Below are 17514 nucleotides of genomic sequence, written 5' to 3'. Positions count from 1 at the left end.
GTCGCAACCATCACCGAGTGGCTACACGAGCAGCGCAGCCGAACCACTTCCTAGACAACGCAGAACTCGTTGCCCTCCGGGTCCTGCAGCACGACGGCGTAGTGCCCCATGTCCGGCTCATCTGTGGTCCCAAGCACGCTGGCGCCGGCTTCGATCAGCGTTTCCACTGCGGTGGTGACCCGCTGCGTGCGGACCGCCAACGGGACGTCGCGGCCGCCGCCGACCTTCAGGTCTAGATGTACTCGATTCTTGGTGGCCTTGAGTTCCGGAACCTGCTGGAACCACAACCGCGGCCCTCGCCCCGCGGGATCGACGATCGACTCCGGGGTATCGCCCGCACCGACAGGCAACTCCTCCTCGGGCACCCCTGTGGCTGCCCAATACTCCCGCCAGGTGGCATGGCCGCCAGGTGGAGGTTCGGCTACGTATCCCAGAGCCTCGCTCCAGAACTCCACCAGCCTCTGTGGGTCGGCGCAGTCGATCGTCAGTTGTAGCGTCATCTCCATACCCGGAGCCTGGCAGACACGTCTGACACTCACGCAGGACCGACCCACCGGCTAGAACCATGCACTCTCGCAACACGGCTCAGGGCGTGCGGGTCAGCCGCCTTGGCCGGCGTTTCCGACTGGGCCGACCTTTTGCCGGCGCCGTCTGCGGCGGGCAGCGTGGCGTCGCCCGCCCAGTCGAGGGTGACCGACTTCGTCTCGTCCGGCCGGGTCACCAGCAGACCTGTGCCGCGTACGCCCGAGCCCTCCGACGTGTTGATCAGAGCCAACTGCTGTTCCGACGGCCGTGTCGGTGTCAGTGCGCCGTTTCGCGTGGCCAGCTGTTCAACGTCGTAGCCCCGGATCGGGGTATGTGCGGGCTACGGGGCGGATGCATGGTTCCGTCATCAGCATCAGTCGACGGGCTTCAAGTCACCCAGCGCGTCACCGAGGTCGAGCTCGGTACGGCCACGGGTCTGGAAGCCCTGTTTAAAAAGCTCAGCTGTACGTTGCTGTGTTGTCTCACTCCGAACGAGCTGCTGGAACAGGGCAGCATCTGCGCGCACATCGGCGGGAGTTGCCAGGCTGATGGCGTTGATGGCCGATTTGGCGGCAACCAGCGCATCACGCGGGAAGTTCCCCATTCGCGCAGCAAGGTCGGCTACGAACTCGTCCAGCTCGGCGTCGGGCACCGCACGGTTGATCCATCCGTAGCGTTCGGCGAGTTCGGCATCGAAGTCGGCCGACGTCAGCACGGCTTCGAGGGCTCGACCCCGGCCCAGCAGACGGGTCAGGTGCTGGATCGCTCCCGCGCCGGGCGGGGTGCCGATGCCGACTTCGGGCTGGCACAGGACAGCGTTCTCCCGGGAGGCGAAGCGCATGTCGCAGGCGAGGAGAAACTCGCTGCCCGCCCCCCGCGCCCGGCCCCGCAGCTTGGCAATGGTGACGGCCGGGATCTCGCTGAGCCTGCGGAACAGCATCCCCAGCGAGGCGTCCCCCGGGCCTCCGGCTTTCGCGGCTTCAGCGGTGTACTCGGGGACTTTGGTCAGGTCTACGTGCGGGAAGAAGAAGTCGGGATCCGCACTGTCGAAGACCACTACCCGTGCAGTCACCGGTCGGGAAAGCTCCTCGATCAGTGCGACCAGATCGCGCACGACCTCGGGACCGATGAGGTTGATCGGCGGGGCGTTGAAGGTGGCGGACAGGACATTGCCGTCCAACCTGGTGCTGATGGTTTCGTACGAGGCGGTCATGTCCTCTTCCCTTCGGCGCTCATCACGGCCTGGTGGCAATCGGCGGCTGACACAGCGCTCTCCTCAAGTCGCAGCACGACCAATGCCGCAACCTCCTTCGAACCGCCGCGCAGGGTCAGGCGGCGGCCTCGACCCGACCCAACCGGCGCAGACATCCCTTCCACTCTCTCCCCGATCACCCACTCGCACAGCCCAGGAGCGTGGTTTCCGCACGGTGAACGCGCCCCTGACCCCTGCTACGGCTCCGCGCTCTTGACGTCTGGTTGAACCAACCGCACGCAGGTTGTCAAGACCGAGCCGGGCGAGCAAGTGGCTGACCAGCTTCTTCATGATCTCCGGCGAAAGGACGGTCCCCCCGTTATGTTTTCTGCGGTCCTGCAAGAGGGCCGCTGGCCTCCGGGCCCGGCATGGCTGTTCCCCCCTGTCTGCAGGGCTTCTCCCACGTCGAGGTTCTCTTCGTCTTCGACCAGTTCCCGGAGCCGGACGAGTACCGCCCCTCGCCCCCGCGCGGCCGGTCCGACCTGCCCGCCGTCGGCGTCTTCGCCGCGCGCGGTCCGCGTCGCCCCAACCGCATCGGTGTCACCTGCTGCCGCATCACGGCCGTGCGCGGACGGGAGCTGGAAGTGGTCGGGCTTGACGCGGTATCCGGTACTCCGGTGATCGATCTGAAGCCCGCGATGTCCGCGTTCCAGCCGCGAGCCCTGCAAGAGCCCACTGGCTGGGCTCGTTACGTAGCCTGCAGCGCCACGGGGCCTGGTGGAAGGGTCCGGGTCGGTCAGGAACCTTGGGAATCGAGATGCGCAGGTCCCACAGGTAGTCGAGGGCTGCTTCGATCGCGGTCTGCATACTGCCGCGCGCTTGGGCGTCGGCGGGACAGCGGTGGCGGCGCACGTCGCGAACCTGTCCGACACCTGGCGCGCGCCGAACAAACTGCCCATTCACACCGGGATCCTGCGCGCACGGCCCGACATCGCCGCGAGTCCCTGGCCCGTCTCACGCTCGCCGTCGCAGCCACGGGAACGCTGCTCGTCCGGCTCACGGACGCGGCGGAGACAACTGCGGAGACGCTCGGCCGGCCGCGGGTCAGGGCTCTTCCGGGCCCTCCTCGTCGATTTCGAACCAGACCGTCTTCCCCTCCGGTTCGGGGCGGATGTTCCACCGGTGGGCCAACAGGTCGAGGAGGACGAGGCCGCGACCGGAGGAGGAGAGTTCGCCGGGGGCGCGCCGGTGCGGGACCTCGTCGCTGCGGTCGGTGACCTCCACGCGCAGCCGTCGCCGGCCCTGGGCAGCGCCGCTGATTTCGGCCCGAAGGACGGCGGCATGGTCGGTGTGGATCAGTACGTTCCCGAGGAGTTCGGAGACGAGCAGGAGGACCGTGTCGACCTGCTCGGGCCGCGCCCAGTCGTGGAGCAGGCCCTGGAATTCGATCCGTGCGTCGGCGAGTCCCTGGGCCTGATCCTGTTCGAGGGTGAAGCGCAGGTGCCGCCCGGTCCGACTCGCATGCACATCCGACGGGTCTCGGCGCAGGAGCAGCATCGCGATGTCGTCCTCCGTGAAGGAGGCGCCGGGCTCGTCGCCCGCCTGTGAGGGGGACGGGACCACGACAGCGTTCAGAAGCCGGTCCGCCAGGCCGTCGAGGTCTTCAGGACCGCCCGGAGTCAGCGCATTGCGCACGCGGAGCCAGCCGGAGTACATGTCGTGGCCGCCGGACTCGATGAGACCGTCGGTGCAGAGCATGAGGATCTCGTTCTCGCGCAGGGAGACGACGCTGACCGGGTAGTCGTCCTCCCCGAGGTCGAGCCCGAGGGGCAGGCCACCCCGCACGTGCTTGAGCAGACAGGTGCCGTCCGGCAGACGCAGGACGGGATGCGGGTGCCCGGCCCGGGCGATGCGCAGGACGCCCGTGGCGGGGTCGGCCTCCAGGTAGATACAGGTGGCGAAGCGGCCTTCGCCCAGTGACGTGAGGAAGCGGGACGCGCGTACCAGGACGGCGTCCGGGCCGTGGCCCTCGGCGGCGTAGGCGTGGATGGCCGTGCGCAGTTGCGACATCAGCCCGGCGGCCTGCACATCGTGGCCCTGGACATCGCCGATCACCACACCGAGGCGCCCGCTGGGCAGGAGAATGCTGTCGAACCAGTCACCGCCGACCATGAGCCCCCCGCCGGTGGGCACGTACCGGGCGGCGACCGTGAGACCGTCGACACCGGGGTCGATCCGGCTCATGCTGCTGCGCAGCCCCTGGGAGAGCGCGCGGTCCGCCTGGCCGTCGTACGACTGCTCGATGCTCTGGCTGAGCAAACGGGCCATGGTCACCAGCAAGGGGCCCAGACCGTCGGTCATCCGTACCGGAGCGTCGAAGGACGCCATCCATACGCCGGTGAGCTGGCTGTACGTCGTCAGGGGCAGGAAGGCCCAGGCCTCACACCCCCTCTGTCCGTCGAGCTGCCAGGCGGACGGGAAGCGATCGCGATACTCCTGCGGGGAGGCCAGGAAGACGGGGCGCCCGGTCCGGGCCACCTGCGCGGCCGGATGAATCGTGCCGAGAGGCAGTCGCAGCGCGTCGCCCTCGCCGTCGCGGAAGCCGACCCGGCCCACGCACTTCAGGAATTCGCGGTCCGACCGGAACACCGCCTGACCGCACAGCGGCAGGCTGGCGTCGGCCAGCTGGGAGATCAGGGTGAGCGCCTCCCCGAGCGACGTGGCCTGCGCCAGGGCGTGCCCCGTCACGAGCAGGTCGGCTCCGCGGTGGCGCATCCGCTCGGACACCTCGCCGGATCCGGCGACGGTCGGGCCCGCCAAACGGTTGAGAGTCGCGACCTGGCGCAGCTCGACTTCGTACTCCTCGGAATTGCCGTGCTCGCGCCCGCCACCCACCTGCGGCACTCCCGTCTACTCGGCGCACTCTGCCTTTCCCGCTCCTCCCATGTTCCGTCGATCAGCCCTGCCTCGCCTGCTCACTCACGTCCCGGCGCCTTGCGCCCCCCGATCCGCATCGAACACATTGACGGATGCGAAGCGGCGGGACGAAGGTCGACAGGCATAGCTTCGACCTCGCTATTGAGGTTCAGTCATGGCTGAGGTGAGTCGGCCTTCGAATGCGATCTGAGCCGCGCGGAAGGTGAGACGTTGGGGACCTCGCCCTCTGCTGCTGCCTACTCGGAACGGCGGGCCGGCAGCTGTCCTCTGCGCCCTCTGGACGACCGCAGGGGGTTCGACACGCCCAGTTCACCGAGACCCGGTCCGAGGCGGCGGTGGAGCGGCTCAGGGCTGACGACGCGCGAGGATGATCCCTCCCAGCTTGCTCTCGGCGGAGGTGAGCGTCTTGTGCGTCTCGACGGCGAAGCCGGCTTCGTTGAGCCACTCGATCATCTGGTGATGCTGCCGACGATGGACATGGACCTTCATCGGGTGCCCGCCATAACCCTCGGTCTTCATCTTCGACTCGTCGCCGACATGGAAGCTGAGCAGGAGCGGCCCACCGGGCCGAAGCACTCGACGGAAGTGCGTGAGAACCGAGCTGATGTCCTCGTCAGGAATGTGGATCAGTGAGTACCAGGCGACCAGGCCAGTCACCGAGGCGTCGGCCAAGGTGAGGTCCGTCATCGAGCCGAGATCGAACCGCACACCGGGGTGATCACGACGGGCCACATCGATCATTCCCGGTGACAGATCGATGCCGAACGCATCCAGGCCCAGCTTCCGCAGGTGGCCCGTGATCCTGCCCGTCCCGCACCCCACGTCCACGACCGGCCCGCCGCCTTGGGCACACACCAGGTCGGCGAACAGAGCCAAGACCGTGCGTTCTTCAGGTGTTTCGTCCAAGAGGTGACGTGTCAGCTCCGCGTAACTCGCAGCCACGGTGTCATAAGACGTCCGCGTATCCGCCAGCCAGTCATCTGTGTTCGGTCCCGGTTCCACCGACCGCAGGCTACGCCTTCCGCGCGTCGGCGATCCGGTCCAGTTCGCGCATCGCTTCGGCGTGGGCGCTCATGCGCCTGCTCAGACTTCCGCTCGTGAACAGTGCCACGCCGGCGGCCGACACCGGCATGGACAACCCGAGTACGGCCAGAGCCTCGGGCCAGTCGCGCTCGTTCTGACACCAATCACCGTTCTGCAGGCCTTCGTTGGACGTGCCTCGCTCCGTCAACAACCGTGATTCGCACTCGCGGGGGTAACGGTCCCCCTGCTCCTCATCGACCTTGTACGGAATGAGGAGCAACACGGCACACCATGTCCACAGAAGCGCCGCCAAGGCCAACAGGCCGACACCCCAGCCGCGTATCCGACTGGCCCGGTCGCGGAAGTCAAGGTCGTACTCACGTGATCGCATGGCGGACGAATCTAGCAGCAGCTTCTCGCTGCTCCGGACGCTTGCTGCGGTTGTGACCTGCGCTGCTTTCCCCACCGACGGCCACTTGACGGGGAGTCATCTGGTCGTCGGCGAGGACACTGCGTTGGTGCTTTGGGGGTACCTGCTCGATGGTCGCCTCGGCAGCCGGGGCTACGGTCGGAGCACGATCTTGCCGTGGGTGTGCCCTCGTTCCAGCTCGCGGAACGCGTCTCGCACCCGCTCCAGCGGGTAGGTGCGGGCGATCGGCACCTCCAACTCCCCGCACGCTGCAAGCCGGGCCAGCTCGCCGAGCACGACCGCGCATGCGGCCGAGCCTTCTCCGTAGGTCCGCGCACCGACCTTGGCCGCAGCCTGCCAATCACGGATCGTGTTGATCCGCCCGGGCCGCACGCCCAACTCCACTGCCAGCTCCACGTAGCCGTCGCCGAACGTGTCAATGAACGCGTCGATGTTCCCGCCGGCGGCCTGCCGGATCCGCTCGGCCGCGCCTTCCCCGTACTCGACCGGGACGACACCATGGTCCTTCAGCCACGCATGGTTCCGCTCGCTCGCCAGGCCGATCACCGTGGCGCCGCGCCGCCGCGCGAGTTGCACGGCAAGCGACCCGACGCCGCCCGCCGCACCGGACACCACGACCGTGTCGGCCGGGCCGGGGTCCACCGCGAACACGGTGGCGTATGCGGTCGTGCCGGCCACGTACAACGACCCGGCCACGTCCCAGGACAGCCCCTCCGGACGGGAAACCACGTTCACGTCGTCGACCACGACGAACTCCGCGTGGCTGGCTCTGTTGTGGGTGAAGCCCAGGACCTCGTCGCCCACCGCGAAGCCGCGGGCCTGCGCGCCGAGCTCCACCACGACGCCGGCCAGGTCGCTGCCCTGCCCGGAGGGGAACGTCGCCGGCCAGCGTTCGTGCCGCGCGCCCTTGCGGATCATCACCTCGCCGGGCTGGATACCGGCCGCACGGACCTCGACCAGCACCTGTCCGGGGCCGGGCTGCGGGCGCTCCACCTCCTCCACCCGCAGCACATCGATCTCGCCGTACTCGTGGAACCGCACTGCCTTCATGACGTGATCACCGCATTTCGTCGTTCGGATAGTCCCTCGACGGTCACGCGCCGGTTGCCACGCGCCGGCCGTGCCGTCGCCTTCAACGACTCAGGAGCGGAGCTGTCTTCCCAGGAGTGCGGAACGTGCCCGAATTCTCCATGTCCGCCGACACCAGACAGAACCTGGCGGTGAGGCGTTCGAAAACCAGTGGAACAGCGCCGCTGTGCACCATTACCGTGCTGCCGGACCAAGTCGCCCAGGCAAGGACGTCCCGTTGTACACCGTGTGAGACCTCCCGAGTGCTGATTCGTCGCGCGTCGTGCTTATTGCGCCGCGCTGCCTTTTGCTGCGGACTTCTCACTGAAACCGGTGTACTTCTGTGCTCAATACCTGGGTTGTCATGCCCACCCGCCTGCCGCTCGTTCTCCGTCGTTGCCACACGTGCGCGTCCGAGCGCTTCCGGGCAGACGGAAAATTCCGCGTCAACGCAAACCACAAGCTCCTCGACGCCTGGCTCCTCGTGCTCTGCACCGGTTGCGGGGAAACGACGAAGCTCTCGGTCCTGGAGCGGATGAATGTGCGCTCCGTACGGCCTGAGCTGTTGGACCGGCTGCACGACAACGACCCTGGCCTGGCAGCTGAGTTGCTCCAGGATCCGGCCGTACGGCGCCGTAATCGCATTGCCCTCGACTGGGACAACGCCTGGCGCCTCGACACCGGCGGATCGGATCACCTGGACCGCGAGGTGATCGACGTCTCGGTCCGCTTTGCAGCGCGGGTCCCTGTCCGGCCGGTGCGACTGATCGCTGAAGGTTGCGGTATTTCGCGAGCCGAGGTCGAGAGACTGATCGCGGAGGGGAAGCTCGTTTCGGCCGTCCGGCTGAGCAGCAAGCTCTCCGGCGACTTCACCTTCACGCTCAAACGCTGAGCCCTCCTCAGGACCAGGGCCTGTCCGGCAAGATGCGCCGGGCAGGCCCTGGTTGAGCTGGTCCTCCGCCACGTCACCTGACGGCGGAGGGACCCCTCAGAGATGAGTCCATGCGCACAGCGCACCGGGTGCGCACCGCCAGTCAGCCGAAGAGCCGGCGCCGGGGCGTGGGGCTCGGACACTCTGTCCATGAAGACATCGCGGCCAGGCCGCGGCACGGTGTGCCCCTGCTAGGACCTCTCAGTAGGGGCATGCGATGGTGGTCCGCCTCGGTGGGTGGGCTCTGCGTTAGTCGTCGATCGCCTGGTAGAGCGTGGTCCAGAAGTCGAGCATGAGATGCACCGGATCCGGGACGGACGCCCCGACCTGGGTGAGCAGGATTCCGGTGAGCTGGTTGTCCGGGTCGGCGTAGGTCGAGGTGCCGCTTCCGCCGTCCCAGCCGAACTGGCCGATGGGCGCGTAGTCACCGCGGTAGGTACGCACCGCCATCCCGAAGCCCCAGCCGCCGTGCTGGCCCTGACCGTGGGACACATGGACGTTGTCGACGGCCAACTTGTGCCGGGCGGCCTGCTGTTCGGGCGAGAGGCGGTTGGTGGTCATCAGCTCGACGGCGGCCCGGGACAGGATCCGTTCTCCCTCGTGCATCCCGTGATTGAGCAGCATCCGGAAGTAGGCGTGGTAGTCGTCGGCGGTGGAGTTCAGTCCACCGCCGCCGCCCTGGAACGCCGGCGGCGTGCTGTGGCGTCCCGTCTCGGCCTCGTCCCACACCTGGAACTCGCCGGTCCCCGGGTCGGGGGCGTACAACGGCGGCAGCCGGTGGAGTTGGTCGGCCGGCACATGGAAGCCGGTGTCCTTCATGCCCAGCGGCTCGAAGATCCGCTCGCGCAGGAACGACTCGAACGACTGGCCCGTGACCCTGGAGACGAGCACGCCGACCAGGTCGCTGCTGATCTGGTACTGCCAGCGCTCTCCGGGCTGGTGCATCAGCGGAAGCGTGCCGAGACGGCGCATCCACTCGTCCTGTTCGGGCATCGGCGTCGGCAGATTGGGGGTGATCCCCTGCTCGAAGACCGCGTTCATGATCGGAGTGCCGATCACCGTCATATCCATGCCGAGCCCGAACGTGGAGGTCAGCACGTCCCGTACGGTGATCGGCCGCCGCGCCGGCACTGTCTCGTCCAGCGGGCCGTCCAGCCGTTTCAGTACCTGGCGGTCGGCCAGTTCCGGCAGCCAGCGCTCCACCGGGTCGTCGAGGCGGAGCCTGCACTCGTCGAGCAGGACCATCGCCGCCGCGATCGAGACGGGCTTGGACGTCGAAGCCATACGGAAGATCGTGTCGCGGCGCATCGGTGCGCCGCCGTCGTGGCGCATCGTCCCGATCGTTTCGACATGCGTCTCGTCGCCCTTGCTGAAGAGGGCGACCACCCCGGGAATCTTCCCTGAGTCGACATGCCGTGACAGCACGTCGCGCACCCTGTGCAGCCCTGCCTTGGAGAAGCCGCTGTTGGACATGGTGGTGTGCTCCTTTGACTGAGAATGAGAGAGCGGATGACCAGCAGCCGAGCCGGTCGGCGATCACATCCAGCACCTGCCGCAGATCGCGTGCCATGCGGACCCGAAGCCCGATCTCGGCGATCCCGGCGGCGAATCCCGGGTGGCCGGGAAGGATCCGGTGGACACGATGGGTCACCCGGGTGCCTGCGGGACAGGCGGTGACGGCGTGCACCCCGGCGTACCAGTTCTGCACGGCCACCCTGGACCGGTCCCGGTCCACCTGGATCTCCAGCGGCTCCACCGGCCCGGCGTACTCGGCGTGGTAGGCGCCGGCACCGGACCCGGCCACGACGGTCATCGCCCCCTGCCGAGCCGCCGAAGCGCGGGCCAGCAGCAGGAGGTTGTCATCGCCCACCCGCCCCTCGGCCACGGCGAGCAGGAGCTCGGCGACCGCGGCGACGGGCGCGCCGAGCGTCCCGTCGCCCTCCCACCGGACGGGCTGGTGACCGGTCGCCCGGCTGTGCGCCACCGCCTGCTGTGACAGTTCCAGCGCGCCCTGGACGTCGCCGAGCCCGAGCGGGGCACCGGCCAGCTGGTCCAGCCACATGCGTTCGAGTTGCAGGTCGCCGCGCGCTCGCGCGATCCCGATCACCGACAGGACGACCTCCCGTGCCTGCTCATAGCGTCCGTGCCGGACCAGCACCAGGCCCACGCGCGCCTTCGCCAGCATCCGGTAGACGTCGAAGTCCGCATCCTCCGGAACGATCACGGACGACTGGCGCGACAGCCCGATGGCGCCGTCGTAGTCACCTTCCTTCATGCGCAGCTCCGCCAGTTGCTGCAGCACTTCGAACTCGATATGCAGATCGCAGCCTTCCGCCAGCAACGCCCGCACCGCCTCGAACTCCGGCAGGGCTTCCGCCGGCCGGCCGCCGCGCTGCCGGGCCACGCCGCGGTGGAACCGCAACCAGATCAGTGACCGGCGGTCACTCAGGCGTTCCGCTTCGGACAGAGCGGTATCGATCATGTGCTCCCACCGGTCGAGACCACCGCGCCGCATGAAGTAGACGTCCGCGACCTGCGCGAGCCCGATCACGGAGGTGTCCAGTCGCAGCTCGGTGGCCTGGGCGAACACTGCCTCGATGTTGGGCCATTCGCGATCCAGCCAGGCGAGCGCGTCTGTCGCGCTGTCCGTCTCGGGGACGAGTTCGGGCGGGTGGGTGATCGTGAGCGGCAGCGGTGCGGTCTCGTGCAGGAGCGCCCGGTCCGCCGCGAGCACGCCGCTCAGGTAGTAATCGGCCAGCCTGGCGATCGCCCCCGCGTCGTCGGGCTCGGCGTCGTCCGCACGAGCCGCCTGCCGCAGCAGGTCGTGGAGCCAGTAGCGGTTCGCGGTCGGCTCCTGGATCAGATGGGCGTCGACCAACTCCTCCAGCAATCCAAGGGCGTTGCTCCACGGGATGCCGGCCAGCGCGGCGGCGCCGTACACGCAGATGTCGGTCCCCGAAGCCCGGCCCAGCAGCCGGAACATGCGGCGCTGGGCCGGGTCGAGCTGCCGCAGCGACATCTCGAACACCTCCGACACTGCCAACTCGCCCTCGCGCAGCCTTTCCACGAGGGTGTCGAGCGTCCACGCGGGCCGGTGCCGCAGCCGCGCTGCGGCCACCCGGACGGCCAGCGGCAGGTTCCCGCAACGGCGCAGCACCTCCCCGGCATCACCAGGACGAGTCCCGCCCGCGGATTCGACGAACAGCGCCGCCGCCTCCTCGGTCGGCAGGACGTCCAGCGTGATCGGCAGGACGCCGTCCAGCTGCACCATCCGCCGACGGCTGGTGATCACGACGAAGCTCCGGCCGGCGCCGGGGAGCAGATCACGCACGTGATCGGCGTCAGCGGCGTTGTCCAGCAGCACGATCGCGTGCCGCGTCGCCAGCTCCGACCGCCACAGCGCGGCCCGCTCGGCGACCCCGTCAGGAATCCTGCCGGGCGGCAACCCGAGCGCGACCAACAGCACACGCAGCGCCTCCGCCGGCCCGACCGGCTCCCGGCCCGGAGTGAACCCGTGCAGGTCCACATAGAGCTGACCACCGGGGAAGTCGGCCGTCAGCCGATGCCCGGCGTGTACGGCCAACGCTGACTTGCCCACCCCGCCCATGCCATCGATAGCCACCACCGACGTGTTTCGCGCGGCGCCGAGGAGAGCGTCCAACTCCGCCTGGCGCCCGGTGAAAGCGGTGATGTCGTGCGGCAGGTCATTGCGCACCGGCGCCGGGGCAGCCGTGCTGGTCCGGGGTCCGTCCTTGGCCCGCTCCCACACCTCGCGCAGTGTCCTGGGGTCTTGACCGGCTGCTTTGCAGAGCGCCACGACCGTCGGCCAGGGCGGAACAGCCTGTCCGGAGAAGTAGCGAGACAGCGAGGAACTGCTGACGTGGACGTCGCGGGCGAGCTCGCGCAGGCTCCGTCCGGTTATGTCACGCAGCTGCAGCAGCCGCCCCGCCAACTCCTCACTCACACTTGCCAGCCTTCCCCCAGGAATCACGCGCTGATACTAGATGCAGCGGGCTGAGGCGGTGTCTTGATTGCCGTGGCAGGTTGTCCCGGGATGGGGATGCTTGCCGACGAAGCCCTCTCCATGGTCGATCCGCGCCTGCGAGGGAATGCGTACCGGCCGCAACCTCCTGCCCAAATACCCATCAAAGGAAGGCTGTTGCCCCCGATTGCACCATGCGAGGTTGATCGCTTCTCTCACGGGGCGGCCGAAGGGGCGGAAGTTGAAGCGGAGATCGCTGTTGCGGGCAGTGGTGACCACCGGAGTGGCGGCGGCAGTCGGCGCGGCCAACGTGCGGTCAGCGGCCGCCGCTACGGACTACCTGATCGTGGTCGTCGAACAGGCCGCCAACCAGATCCAGCGCTTCAGCAACGGCACGACCGACTGGAACAGCTCCCCCGAGTGGTACTGGAGCGCGCCGAGCACAGACACCTGGAAGTATCTGGCCGACGCCAAGCGCCGCCTCACGGCCAACTGGGACGACGTCCTGGTCTGCTGCGCGAACGGCACAGCGAGTACGGGTGGACGCGCCGCCATGGTCCGGGAGAGCGACAAGGCAGTCGTCTGGACGGCGGTCGTACCGGGCAATCCTCACTCGGTGGAGCGGATCGACGGACACGGTGCGATCGTCACCGCCTCCGCCAAGCAGAGGGCCACCGGCGACAGTTACGAGGATGGTGGCGGCATCAACCTCTTCGTACCCAGCACACACGGCGGTCTGCCGCCGACCTCGTTCGCGGACAGCATCAGCACTGGCTTCCCCGGTGCCCACGGCGTCCTGTGGGACGACTCCAACGAATGCCTGTTGGCAATCGGCGACAACGAGCTGCGCGCCTACCGCCTGGTGACGAACAGCAGCGGCATCATCACCGGTCTCTCGAACGTAGCGACGCTGGCCTTCAGCGGCACCGGGCATGACCTGCAGCCCGACTACGCCTCCACCGACATCCTGTACACCGTGGGTGGAGATGCCGGTAACCCCGACCACGGGATATGGAAGACCCGTCTCGTATACAACACCGTCACCGATACGTGGAGCTTCGCCTCTCCGGCCAGGCTGCACGACTGGTACTTCACGAAGTCCTTCAGCAGGCTCCCCGACGGGACGGAATTCTGGGTTGACGCCCCCAACGCGGCGACCTGGTGGAACGACACGGTCAGCTTCTCCGGCCGGGCCGATTCGGTCCGAACCGGCGCCAAGTTCTACAAGGCCCGCTTCTGGTCCCACGTCCTCTCATGATTCTGTCTGCATCGGAGGACCAGCGGATCCGAGACTGCCATGCCGGAGATGCGGAAAGACGCGATCTGAAGCCCGCATCACCCAAGGACCGTTCCGGCACCGGACGATGGATGTACGAAACTGCCGACCGCGACGGACAGAGCGGGCTCGCTAACCTCCCGTCTTGGAACGGTGGTTCAGCCAGAACCCACCCAGGCGCCGAACCTCTGAAGAAGAGAACCATCGAACACCAGTCGGTCTGTGCACGGGCCGACCTGCGACACTGCAGGCACAACAGTTCGGGGGTTCTGTCCGCGGGTGAACTCCGCGCAGCCTGGTCCCGGTCCTCGACCGCCTGGAGTACACGTACGGCATCGGGACCACGACCGACGCGATCACCGACTGGCACACGGCGCGCGTGACGCGTTCCCACGACACGTGGCGGGAGACGCTGCCCGGCACCGCCCCGTCGGGCACGTTCGTGCACCTGCGCGTCACCCTGGCCGACGGTCACGGGGCGAAGGTGAGCCAGAGCATGGTCCGAGCGTACGAAGTCTTCTGAGGCACTACCCGTTCCGGTCGGCCCGGTTCCGCCTCGCGGGGCCGGGCCGTCACCGTCTGCGGCCGAGCTGCTCATCGGCACACGATGCCGACATCGAGGGTCCCCCAGGGGGTGGAACCGCGCGGGGCCGCAGCCCGGTTCGGCCTTCCCGCCGGCGGGGCGCCCGGCGGCCCCGGCCGACCGGCATTCCCGTCGGCCCGCCCAGGACCTGGGCCACTGTGCGTCACGTCGTCAACATGCCACCGCGCGAGCCGTGTTGGCGCCTGGCCCACTCAGCCACTCAGCCACTCAGCCACTCACGCGAGGTGACCGCACCACAAAGTTGAGCCAGAACCTGTTCTCGTGAACAGAACCCGCTGCCGAGGTAACTCGCCGAGCACAGAGCGAACTTGAGGTAGAAATGCCAGGAAGCCGAGAGCGGTCAAGGCTCTGCGTATCGGTTCACAGGCTGCGGACCAGGCCGCCGTCGCAGCGCAGCGCGGTCCCGGTGATGTACGAAGCAGGGGCGCCGCACAGGAAGGCGGCGGACGCTCCGAACTCTGCGGGGGTGCCGTACCGGCCCGCGGGGATCGTGGCCTTGGAGGCGGCCTCGACCTCGGCGACGAGGCGCTGCTCGCGTTCGGCCCGTGCGGCGTCCAGCGCCGCCACCCGGTCGGTGGCGATCCGCCCGGGCAGCAGCAGGTTGACGGTGACTCCGTCCGCCGCCACCTCGGTGGCGAGGGTCTTCAGGTACGCGGCCAGGGCGGCCCGTCCGGCGTTGGAGAGGGCGAGCCCGGGCAGTGGCGCGGCGATCCCGCTGGAGCCGATCGCCAGGATGCGGCCCCAGCCTCGGCGCCGCATCGCGGGCAAGGTCAGTGCCACCAGCCGCTGTTGGGCCGGCAGCAGCAAGTCCACGGCCGAGGCGAGGTCGCCGGTGTCCAAGTCTGCGGCAGTGCCTGGCCGGGGGCCGGGTCCGTTGAGGATCAGGATGTCCGGGTCGCCATAGGCTTCGCGGGCCGCCTCGACCAGCGCCTGCGGCCCGCCCGGGGAGGACAGGTCGGCCTGCACTGCGACCGCTTCGGGCAACTCGGCGGCGATCTCCTTGGCGAGCTCGCCGCGTCGCCCGGCCACTACGACCGAGGCGCCCTCGGCGGCCAGCGCTTCGGCGACCGCCCGGCCCAGGCCGCCGGTGGAGGCGGCGACCTGCGACACGGCCGCGGATACCGAGATCCGTTGATCGGCTCGGAGCATTCATCTATGGCCGTTTCGGATTTTCGCGACTCAGCCCGGACGGCCCGCTCTTTACTCTCAGAGCATGATGAGCAGACGCGTATTCGGCTTGAGCTTCCTGTTCACCGAACGACTCTGCACGTACACCTCCAACTTGGGATTGTTCCCCGCCTTCACGGAGACTGTCCCCTGGATACCCGTACCGAACAGAAGACTGCGCGCCGCGTCGCCCGTATAGGCGCGGTCGGTGTCCTTCTCGACCACGATGACTTCCTTGTTCTGCTGAACCTGCGCCCGGGCGCCCAGCTGGTAGTAACACGCACCACGTTCGTACGTCACTCCCGGATGCGAATCGACGAAGGGGCGAATCTCGATTTCCTTGTCGACCTTCAGGAGCCGGTACTTGTCGGCCGGAACGGGTTCGAGGTTCGCCCGCACCTCGTCGACCGATATGTCCTGACCGACGGCGAACAGGTTCTTGGTGCCACGCACCCCCTGCTCGCGGCCCCGGAGGAAGCTGGTCGCGGCAGCGCGCACCGTGCCGATCGCCTCCTCGACGCCCTTCTGGGAGTCCGCATCCCAGATGGCGATGTTTCCGGCCGGGAACCCGTAGTTCTGCGCGGTGCGCTTGGCCAGGGAGTTCGGAACGAGGATCGCGGAAGTCCAGTGCCCCGGAAGCCCGCCCATCGTCGCCGTGATCCTGTCGAGCCAGGGGCCAAGGATGGCCGGGTCGCCGTCGTGCCGCCTGTCGCCGCCGGAGGCGTTCTCCTCGCCGTCCGTCACCACGATCTGGAGAAAGCTGTGCTCACCGTATTCCTCCCAGATGTGGCCCAGGTCGTCCAGAGACTTCAAGGAAGCCTCGATGAGGGCCGTAGCCCCATTGTTGACCTGATACAGACCCCGCATGGACGGCAGATGCTTCACATCCATGTCCCAGACGAGATTCTCCACCCGGTGGTCGAAGGAGTAAAGACTGATCCGGGTCTCATGTCCGAGGCTGTCCGATTCGGCCTTCAGGCCGGCCACGAACTCGTCCACAACGCGGATGAGTTGATTCTGGTGCGGACGCATGGAACCCGAACAATCCACGACCAGCGCGACGTGATTCACCTTGTGCTTGATCTTGTTTGCGGACATGTTTCTGCTCCCCCTCCGAGGCTCCCCAAGTGATGTTTTCACTCTATGTGGAGGCACTGACAACGGCGTTTGACGCCCGATCACCTGCTTGCATCAGGTGCGCTGCCCGGCCGCGGCGCCGAACCGATACCCGCCGACGACCGTGAAGGGGACCGGGTTCGTCGTTCATGCTCTGGTTCAGCTCCAACGTCCAGTCCTCCAGCCTCACCAGCGGCATGCTCGCCACCGCCTCCTTCGGCCTCGGCTGGGCGCAGGCCCTGGTCGCGATCGTGCTCGTCAGCGCTGTCGGCGCGGCGGCGATCGGGATCACATCCACGTGCGGCCCGCCCAAGGGCGTCGGTCTACTCGTCCAGACCCGCCTACCGCTCGGTCGGCGAGGCGCCGCGGTCCCCGCCGTCCTTGTCTTCCTCAAGGCGTGCGCCTGGTTCGCGGTCAACTCGATCCTCGGAGCCTTCGCCGTCCAGACCCTGGTCGGTACGGGATTCGGCCCGGCCTTCGCCCTCGTCACCGTCGCCCAGGTGGCGATCGCACTCGTCGGGTACGGCTTCATCCACCTGGTGCAGAAGGTGATGGCCCTCGTCCTGCCTCTGCTCTTCATCGGTGTCTCCCTCTACGGGTACACCGAGAGCAACCTCGGATCCGGCTTCGACCCCGGCAAGGCCGGCCCGCTCGGATTCGTCGGCGCGTTCGCCCTGGTCGTCGCCATCCAGGCCGCACGGGCGCTGAGCTTCTCCTCGTACGCCGCCGACTACACCCGCTACATGCCCGTCGACACCCCACCCCGCAAGCTGTTCCTCTTCGCTTTCACGGGGTGGCGACGTTCTACGTGTGGCACGACGAACAGGCCGGGCAGCTCGGGTGCTCAACTGGATCTGTGCCCCCGAATGAGTTGCCGTTCGGCGGCTCCTACGTGCATTCCGGTGATCTCGGACTGGTCATCGAGGGATTCCTCGCCGACCGTCAGCCGGGCGTCATCACCTGGTCGAATCTGGATGAGGGGCGGAACGCGGCACAGAACGCGGCCGGGCAAGAGGTCGTCCCCTTCCCCGTCTGGGTCACCAGCGTCGGAACCGCCTCACACTGACCGCTGCCGCCCGTCCGCACAGACGAGGCGACGGTGGCCAGATGAGGGCGGCGGCAACGGCCGCGAACGCAGGAAGCCCTCGGCCTTGCGCTCGTAGCGGCGATGCGGGCGGCGGTGCGGGCGGCGAGGCCGCGCTCGCCGTAGACGAGCGGCCGCAATGTCGTGCCGTGGGCCTTGGGCCGTGGCCGTGGGCCGTC

At 68.1% G+C, this 17514-nt stretch carries 16 protein-coding genes and 2 pseudogenes; 8 read left to right on the top strand and 10 right to left on the bottom strand.

What is annotated here, in order from left to right:
• Nucleotides 1–50: 50 nt before the first annotated feature.
• Nucleotides 51–506 (bottom strand): VOC family protein, encoded by a 456-nt coding sequence (locus OHA58_RS37835; protein WP_405484363.1) that lies wholly within the window; start codon nucleotides 504–506, stop codon nucleotides 51–53.
• 392 nt (nucleotides 507–898) lie between these two features.
• The gene (locus tag OHA58_RS37830) at nucleotides 899–1738 is read right to left on the bottom strand and encodes an enoyl-CoA hydratase/isomerase family protein (RefSeq protein ID WP_405484361.1); all 840 of its coding nucleotides are present in this window, start codon (nucleotides 1736–1738) and stop codon (nucleotides 899–901) included.
• A gap of 407 nt (nucleotides 1739–2145) precedes the next feature.
• Here OHA58_RS37830 and OHA58_RS37825 point away from each other — a divergent pair.
• A pseudogene (locus tag OHA58_RS37825) lies at nucleotides 2146–2409 on the top strand (TrmO family methyltransferase); the annotation flags it as partial.
• A 412-nt stretch (nucleotides 2410–2821) separates the two neighbouring features.
• Here the strand turns inward: OHA58_RS37825 and OHA58_RS37820 are convergent.
• From OHA58_RS37820 to OHA58_RS37805, 4 genes are all read right to left on the bottom strand, one after another.
• A complete protein-coding gene (locus OHA58_RS37820; RefSeq protein WP_405484359.1) occupies nucleotides 2822–4621 on the bottom strand; it encodes a SpoIIE family protein phosphatase in 1800 nt (599 codons plus the stop codon).
• 378 nt (nucleotides 4622–4999) lie between these two features.
• Nucleotides 5000–5656: a class I SAM-dependent DNA methyltransferase gene (locus OHA58_RS37815; RefSeq protein WP_405484357.1), complete on the bottom strand. Its 657-nt coding sequence runs from the start codon at nucleotides 5654–5656 to the stop codon at nucleotides 5000–5002.
• A gap of 10 nt (nucleotides 5657–5666) precedes the next feature.
• Nucleotides 5667–6068 (bottom strand): hypothetical protein, encoded by a 402-nt coding sequence (locus OHA58_RS37810; RefSeq protein WP_405484355.1) that lies wholly within the window; start codon nucleotides 6066–6068, stop codon nucleotides 5667–5669.
• A 171-nt stretch (nucleotides 6069–6239) separates the two neighbouring features.
• Nucleotides 6240–7157 carry an NADP-dependent oxidoreductase gene (locus OHA58_RS37805; protein WP_405484353.1) on the bottom strand — a complete coding sequence of 306 codons (918 nt, stop codon included), beginning with the start codon at nucleotides 7155–7157 and terminating at the stop codon, nucleotides 6240–6242.
• Between the two features lie 382 nt (nucleotides 7158–7539).
• On the opposite strand from OHA58_RS37805, the gene OHA58_RS37800 reads away from it, so the two are divergent.
• Entirely contained in the window at nucleotides 7540–8067 is a 528-nt protein-coding gene (locus OHA58_RS37800) for a DUF1062 domain-containing protein (RefSeq protein ID WP_405484351.1), read from the top strand.
• 288 nt (nucleotides 8068–8355) lie between these two features.
• Here OHA58_RS37800 and OHA58_RS37795 read toward each other — a convergent pair whose 3' ends face one another.
• Entirely contained in the window at nucleotides 8356–9579 is a 1224-nt protein-coding gene (locus OHA58_RS37795; protein ID WP_405484349.1) for a serine hydrolase domain-containing protein, read from the bottom strand.
• 160 nt (nucleotides 9580–9739) lie between these two features.
• On the opposite strand from OHA58_RS37795, the gene OHA58_RS37790 reads away from it, so the two are divergent.
• From OHA58_RS37790 to OHA58_RS37780, 3 genes are all read left to right on the top strand, one after another.
• On the top strand, nucleotides 9740–10102 hold the full coding sequence (locus OHA58_RS37790; protein ID WP_405484347.1) for a hypothetical protein: 363 nt from the start codon (nucleotides 9740–9742) through the stop codon (nucleotides 10100–10102).
• 147 nt (nucleotides 10103–10249) lie between these two features.
• A complete protein-coding gene (locus OHA58_RS37785; protein WP_405484345.1) occupies nucleotides 10250–10540 on the top strand; it encodes a hypothetical protein in 291 nt (96 codons plus the stop codon).
• 270 nt (nucleotides 10541–10810) lie between these two features.
• On the top strand, nucleotides 10811–11695 hold the full coding sequence (locus tag OHA58_RS37780) for a hypothetical protein (protein ID WP_405484343.1): 885 nt from the start codon (nucleotides 10811–10813) through the stop codon (nucleotides 11693–11695).
• Between the two features lie 192 nt (nucleotides 11696–11887).
• Here OHA58_RS37780 and OHA58_RS37775 read toward each other — a convergent pair.
• Nucleotides 11888–12070, bottom strand: a pseudogene (locus tag OHA58_RS37775) (helix-turn-helix domain-containing protein); the annotation flags it as partial.
• A gap of 259 nt (nucleotides 12071–12329) precedes the next feature.
• On the opposite strand from OHA58_RS37775, the gene OHA58_RS37770 reads away from it, so the two are divergent.
• Both OHA58_RS37770 and OHA58_RS37765 read left to right on the top strand, forming a co-directional pair.
• Complete coding sequence (locus OHA58_RS37770) at nucleotides 12330–13346, top strand: DUF6528 family protein (RefSeq protein ID WP_405484341.1); 1017 nt, start codon at nucleotides 12330–12332, stop codon at nucleotides 13344–13346.
• Nucleotides 13347–13743: 397 nt separating this feature from the next.
• Nucleotides 13744–13887: a hypothetical protein gene (locus OHA58_RS37765; RefSeq protein WP_405484339.1), complete on the top strand. Its 144-nt coding sequence runs from the start codon at nucleotides 13744–13746 to the stop codon at nucleotides 13885–13887.
• Between the two features lie 441 nt (nucleotides 13888–14328).
• On the opposite strand, the gene OHA58_RS37760 is transcribed toward OHA58_RS37765, so the two are convergent.
• Nucleotides 14329–15117 carry an SDR family oxidoreductase gene (locus tag OHA58_RS37760; RefSeq protein WP_405484337.1) on the bottom strand — a complete coding sequence of 263 codons (789 nt, stop codon included), beginning with the start codon at nucleotides 15115–15117 and terminating at the stop codon, nucleotides 14329–14331.
• A 57-nt stretch (nucleotides 15118–15174) separates the two neighbouring features.
• On the bottom strand, nucleotides 15175–16233 hold the full coding sequence (locus OHA58_RS37755; RefSeq protein ID WP_405484335.1) for a VWA domain-containing protein: 1059 nt from the start codon (nucleotides 16231–16233) through the stop codon (nucleotides 15175–15177).
• 167 nt (nucleotides 16234–16400) lie between these two features.
• Here OHA58_RS37755 and OHA58_RS37750 point away from each other — a divergent pair, with 167 nt between their 5' ends.
• On the top strand, nucleotides 16401–17414 hold the full coding sequence (locus tag OHA58_RS37750; protein WP_405484333.1) for a purine-cytosine permease family protein: 1014 nt from the start codon (nucleotides 16401–16403) through the stop codon (nucleotides 17412–17414).
• The last annotated feature ends 100 nt before the right edge of the window (nucleotides 17415–17514 follow it).

The sequence above is a fragment of the Streptomyces sp. NBC_00009 genome (genome assembly GCF_045040855.1).
GTDB classification, from domain to species: domain Bacteria; phylum Actinomycetota; class Actinomycetes; order Streptomycetales; family Streptomycetaceae; genus Streptomyces; species Streptomyces aureus.
Note: the sequence above shows the minus strand (reverse complement) of the source record. Positions and strands in the feature narration are given on the sequence as shown.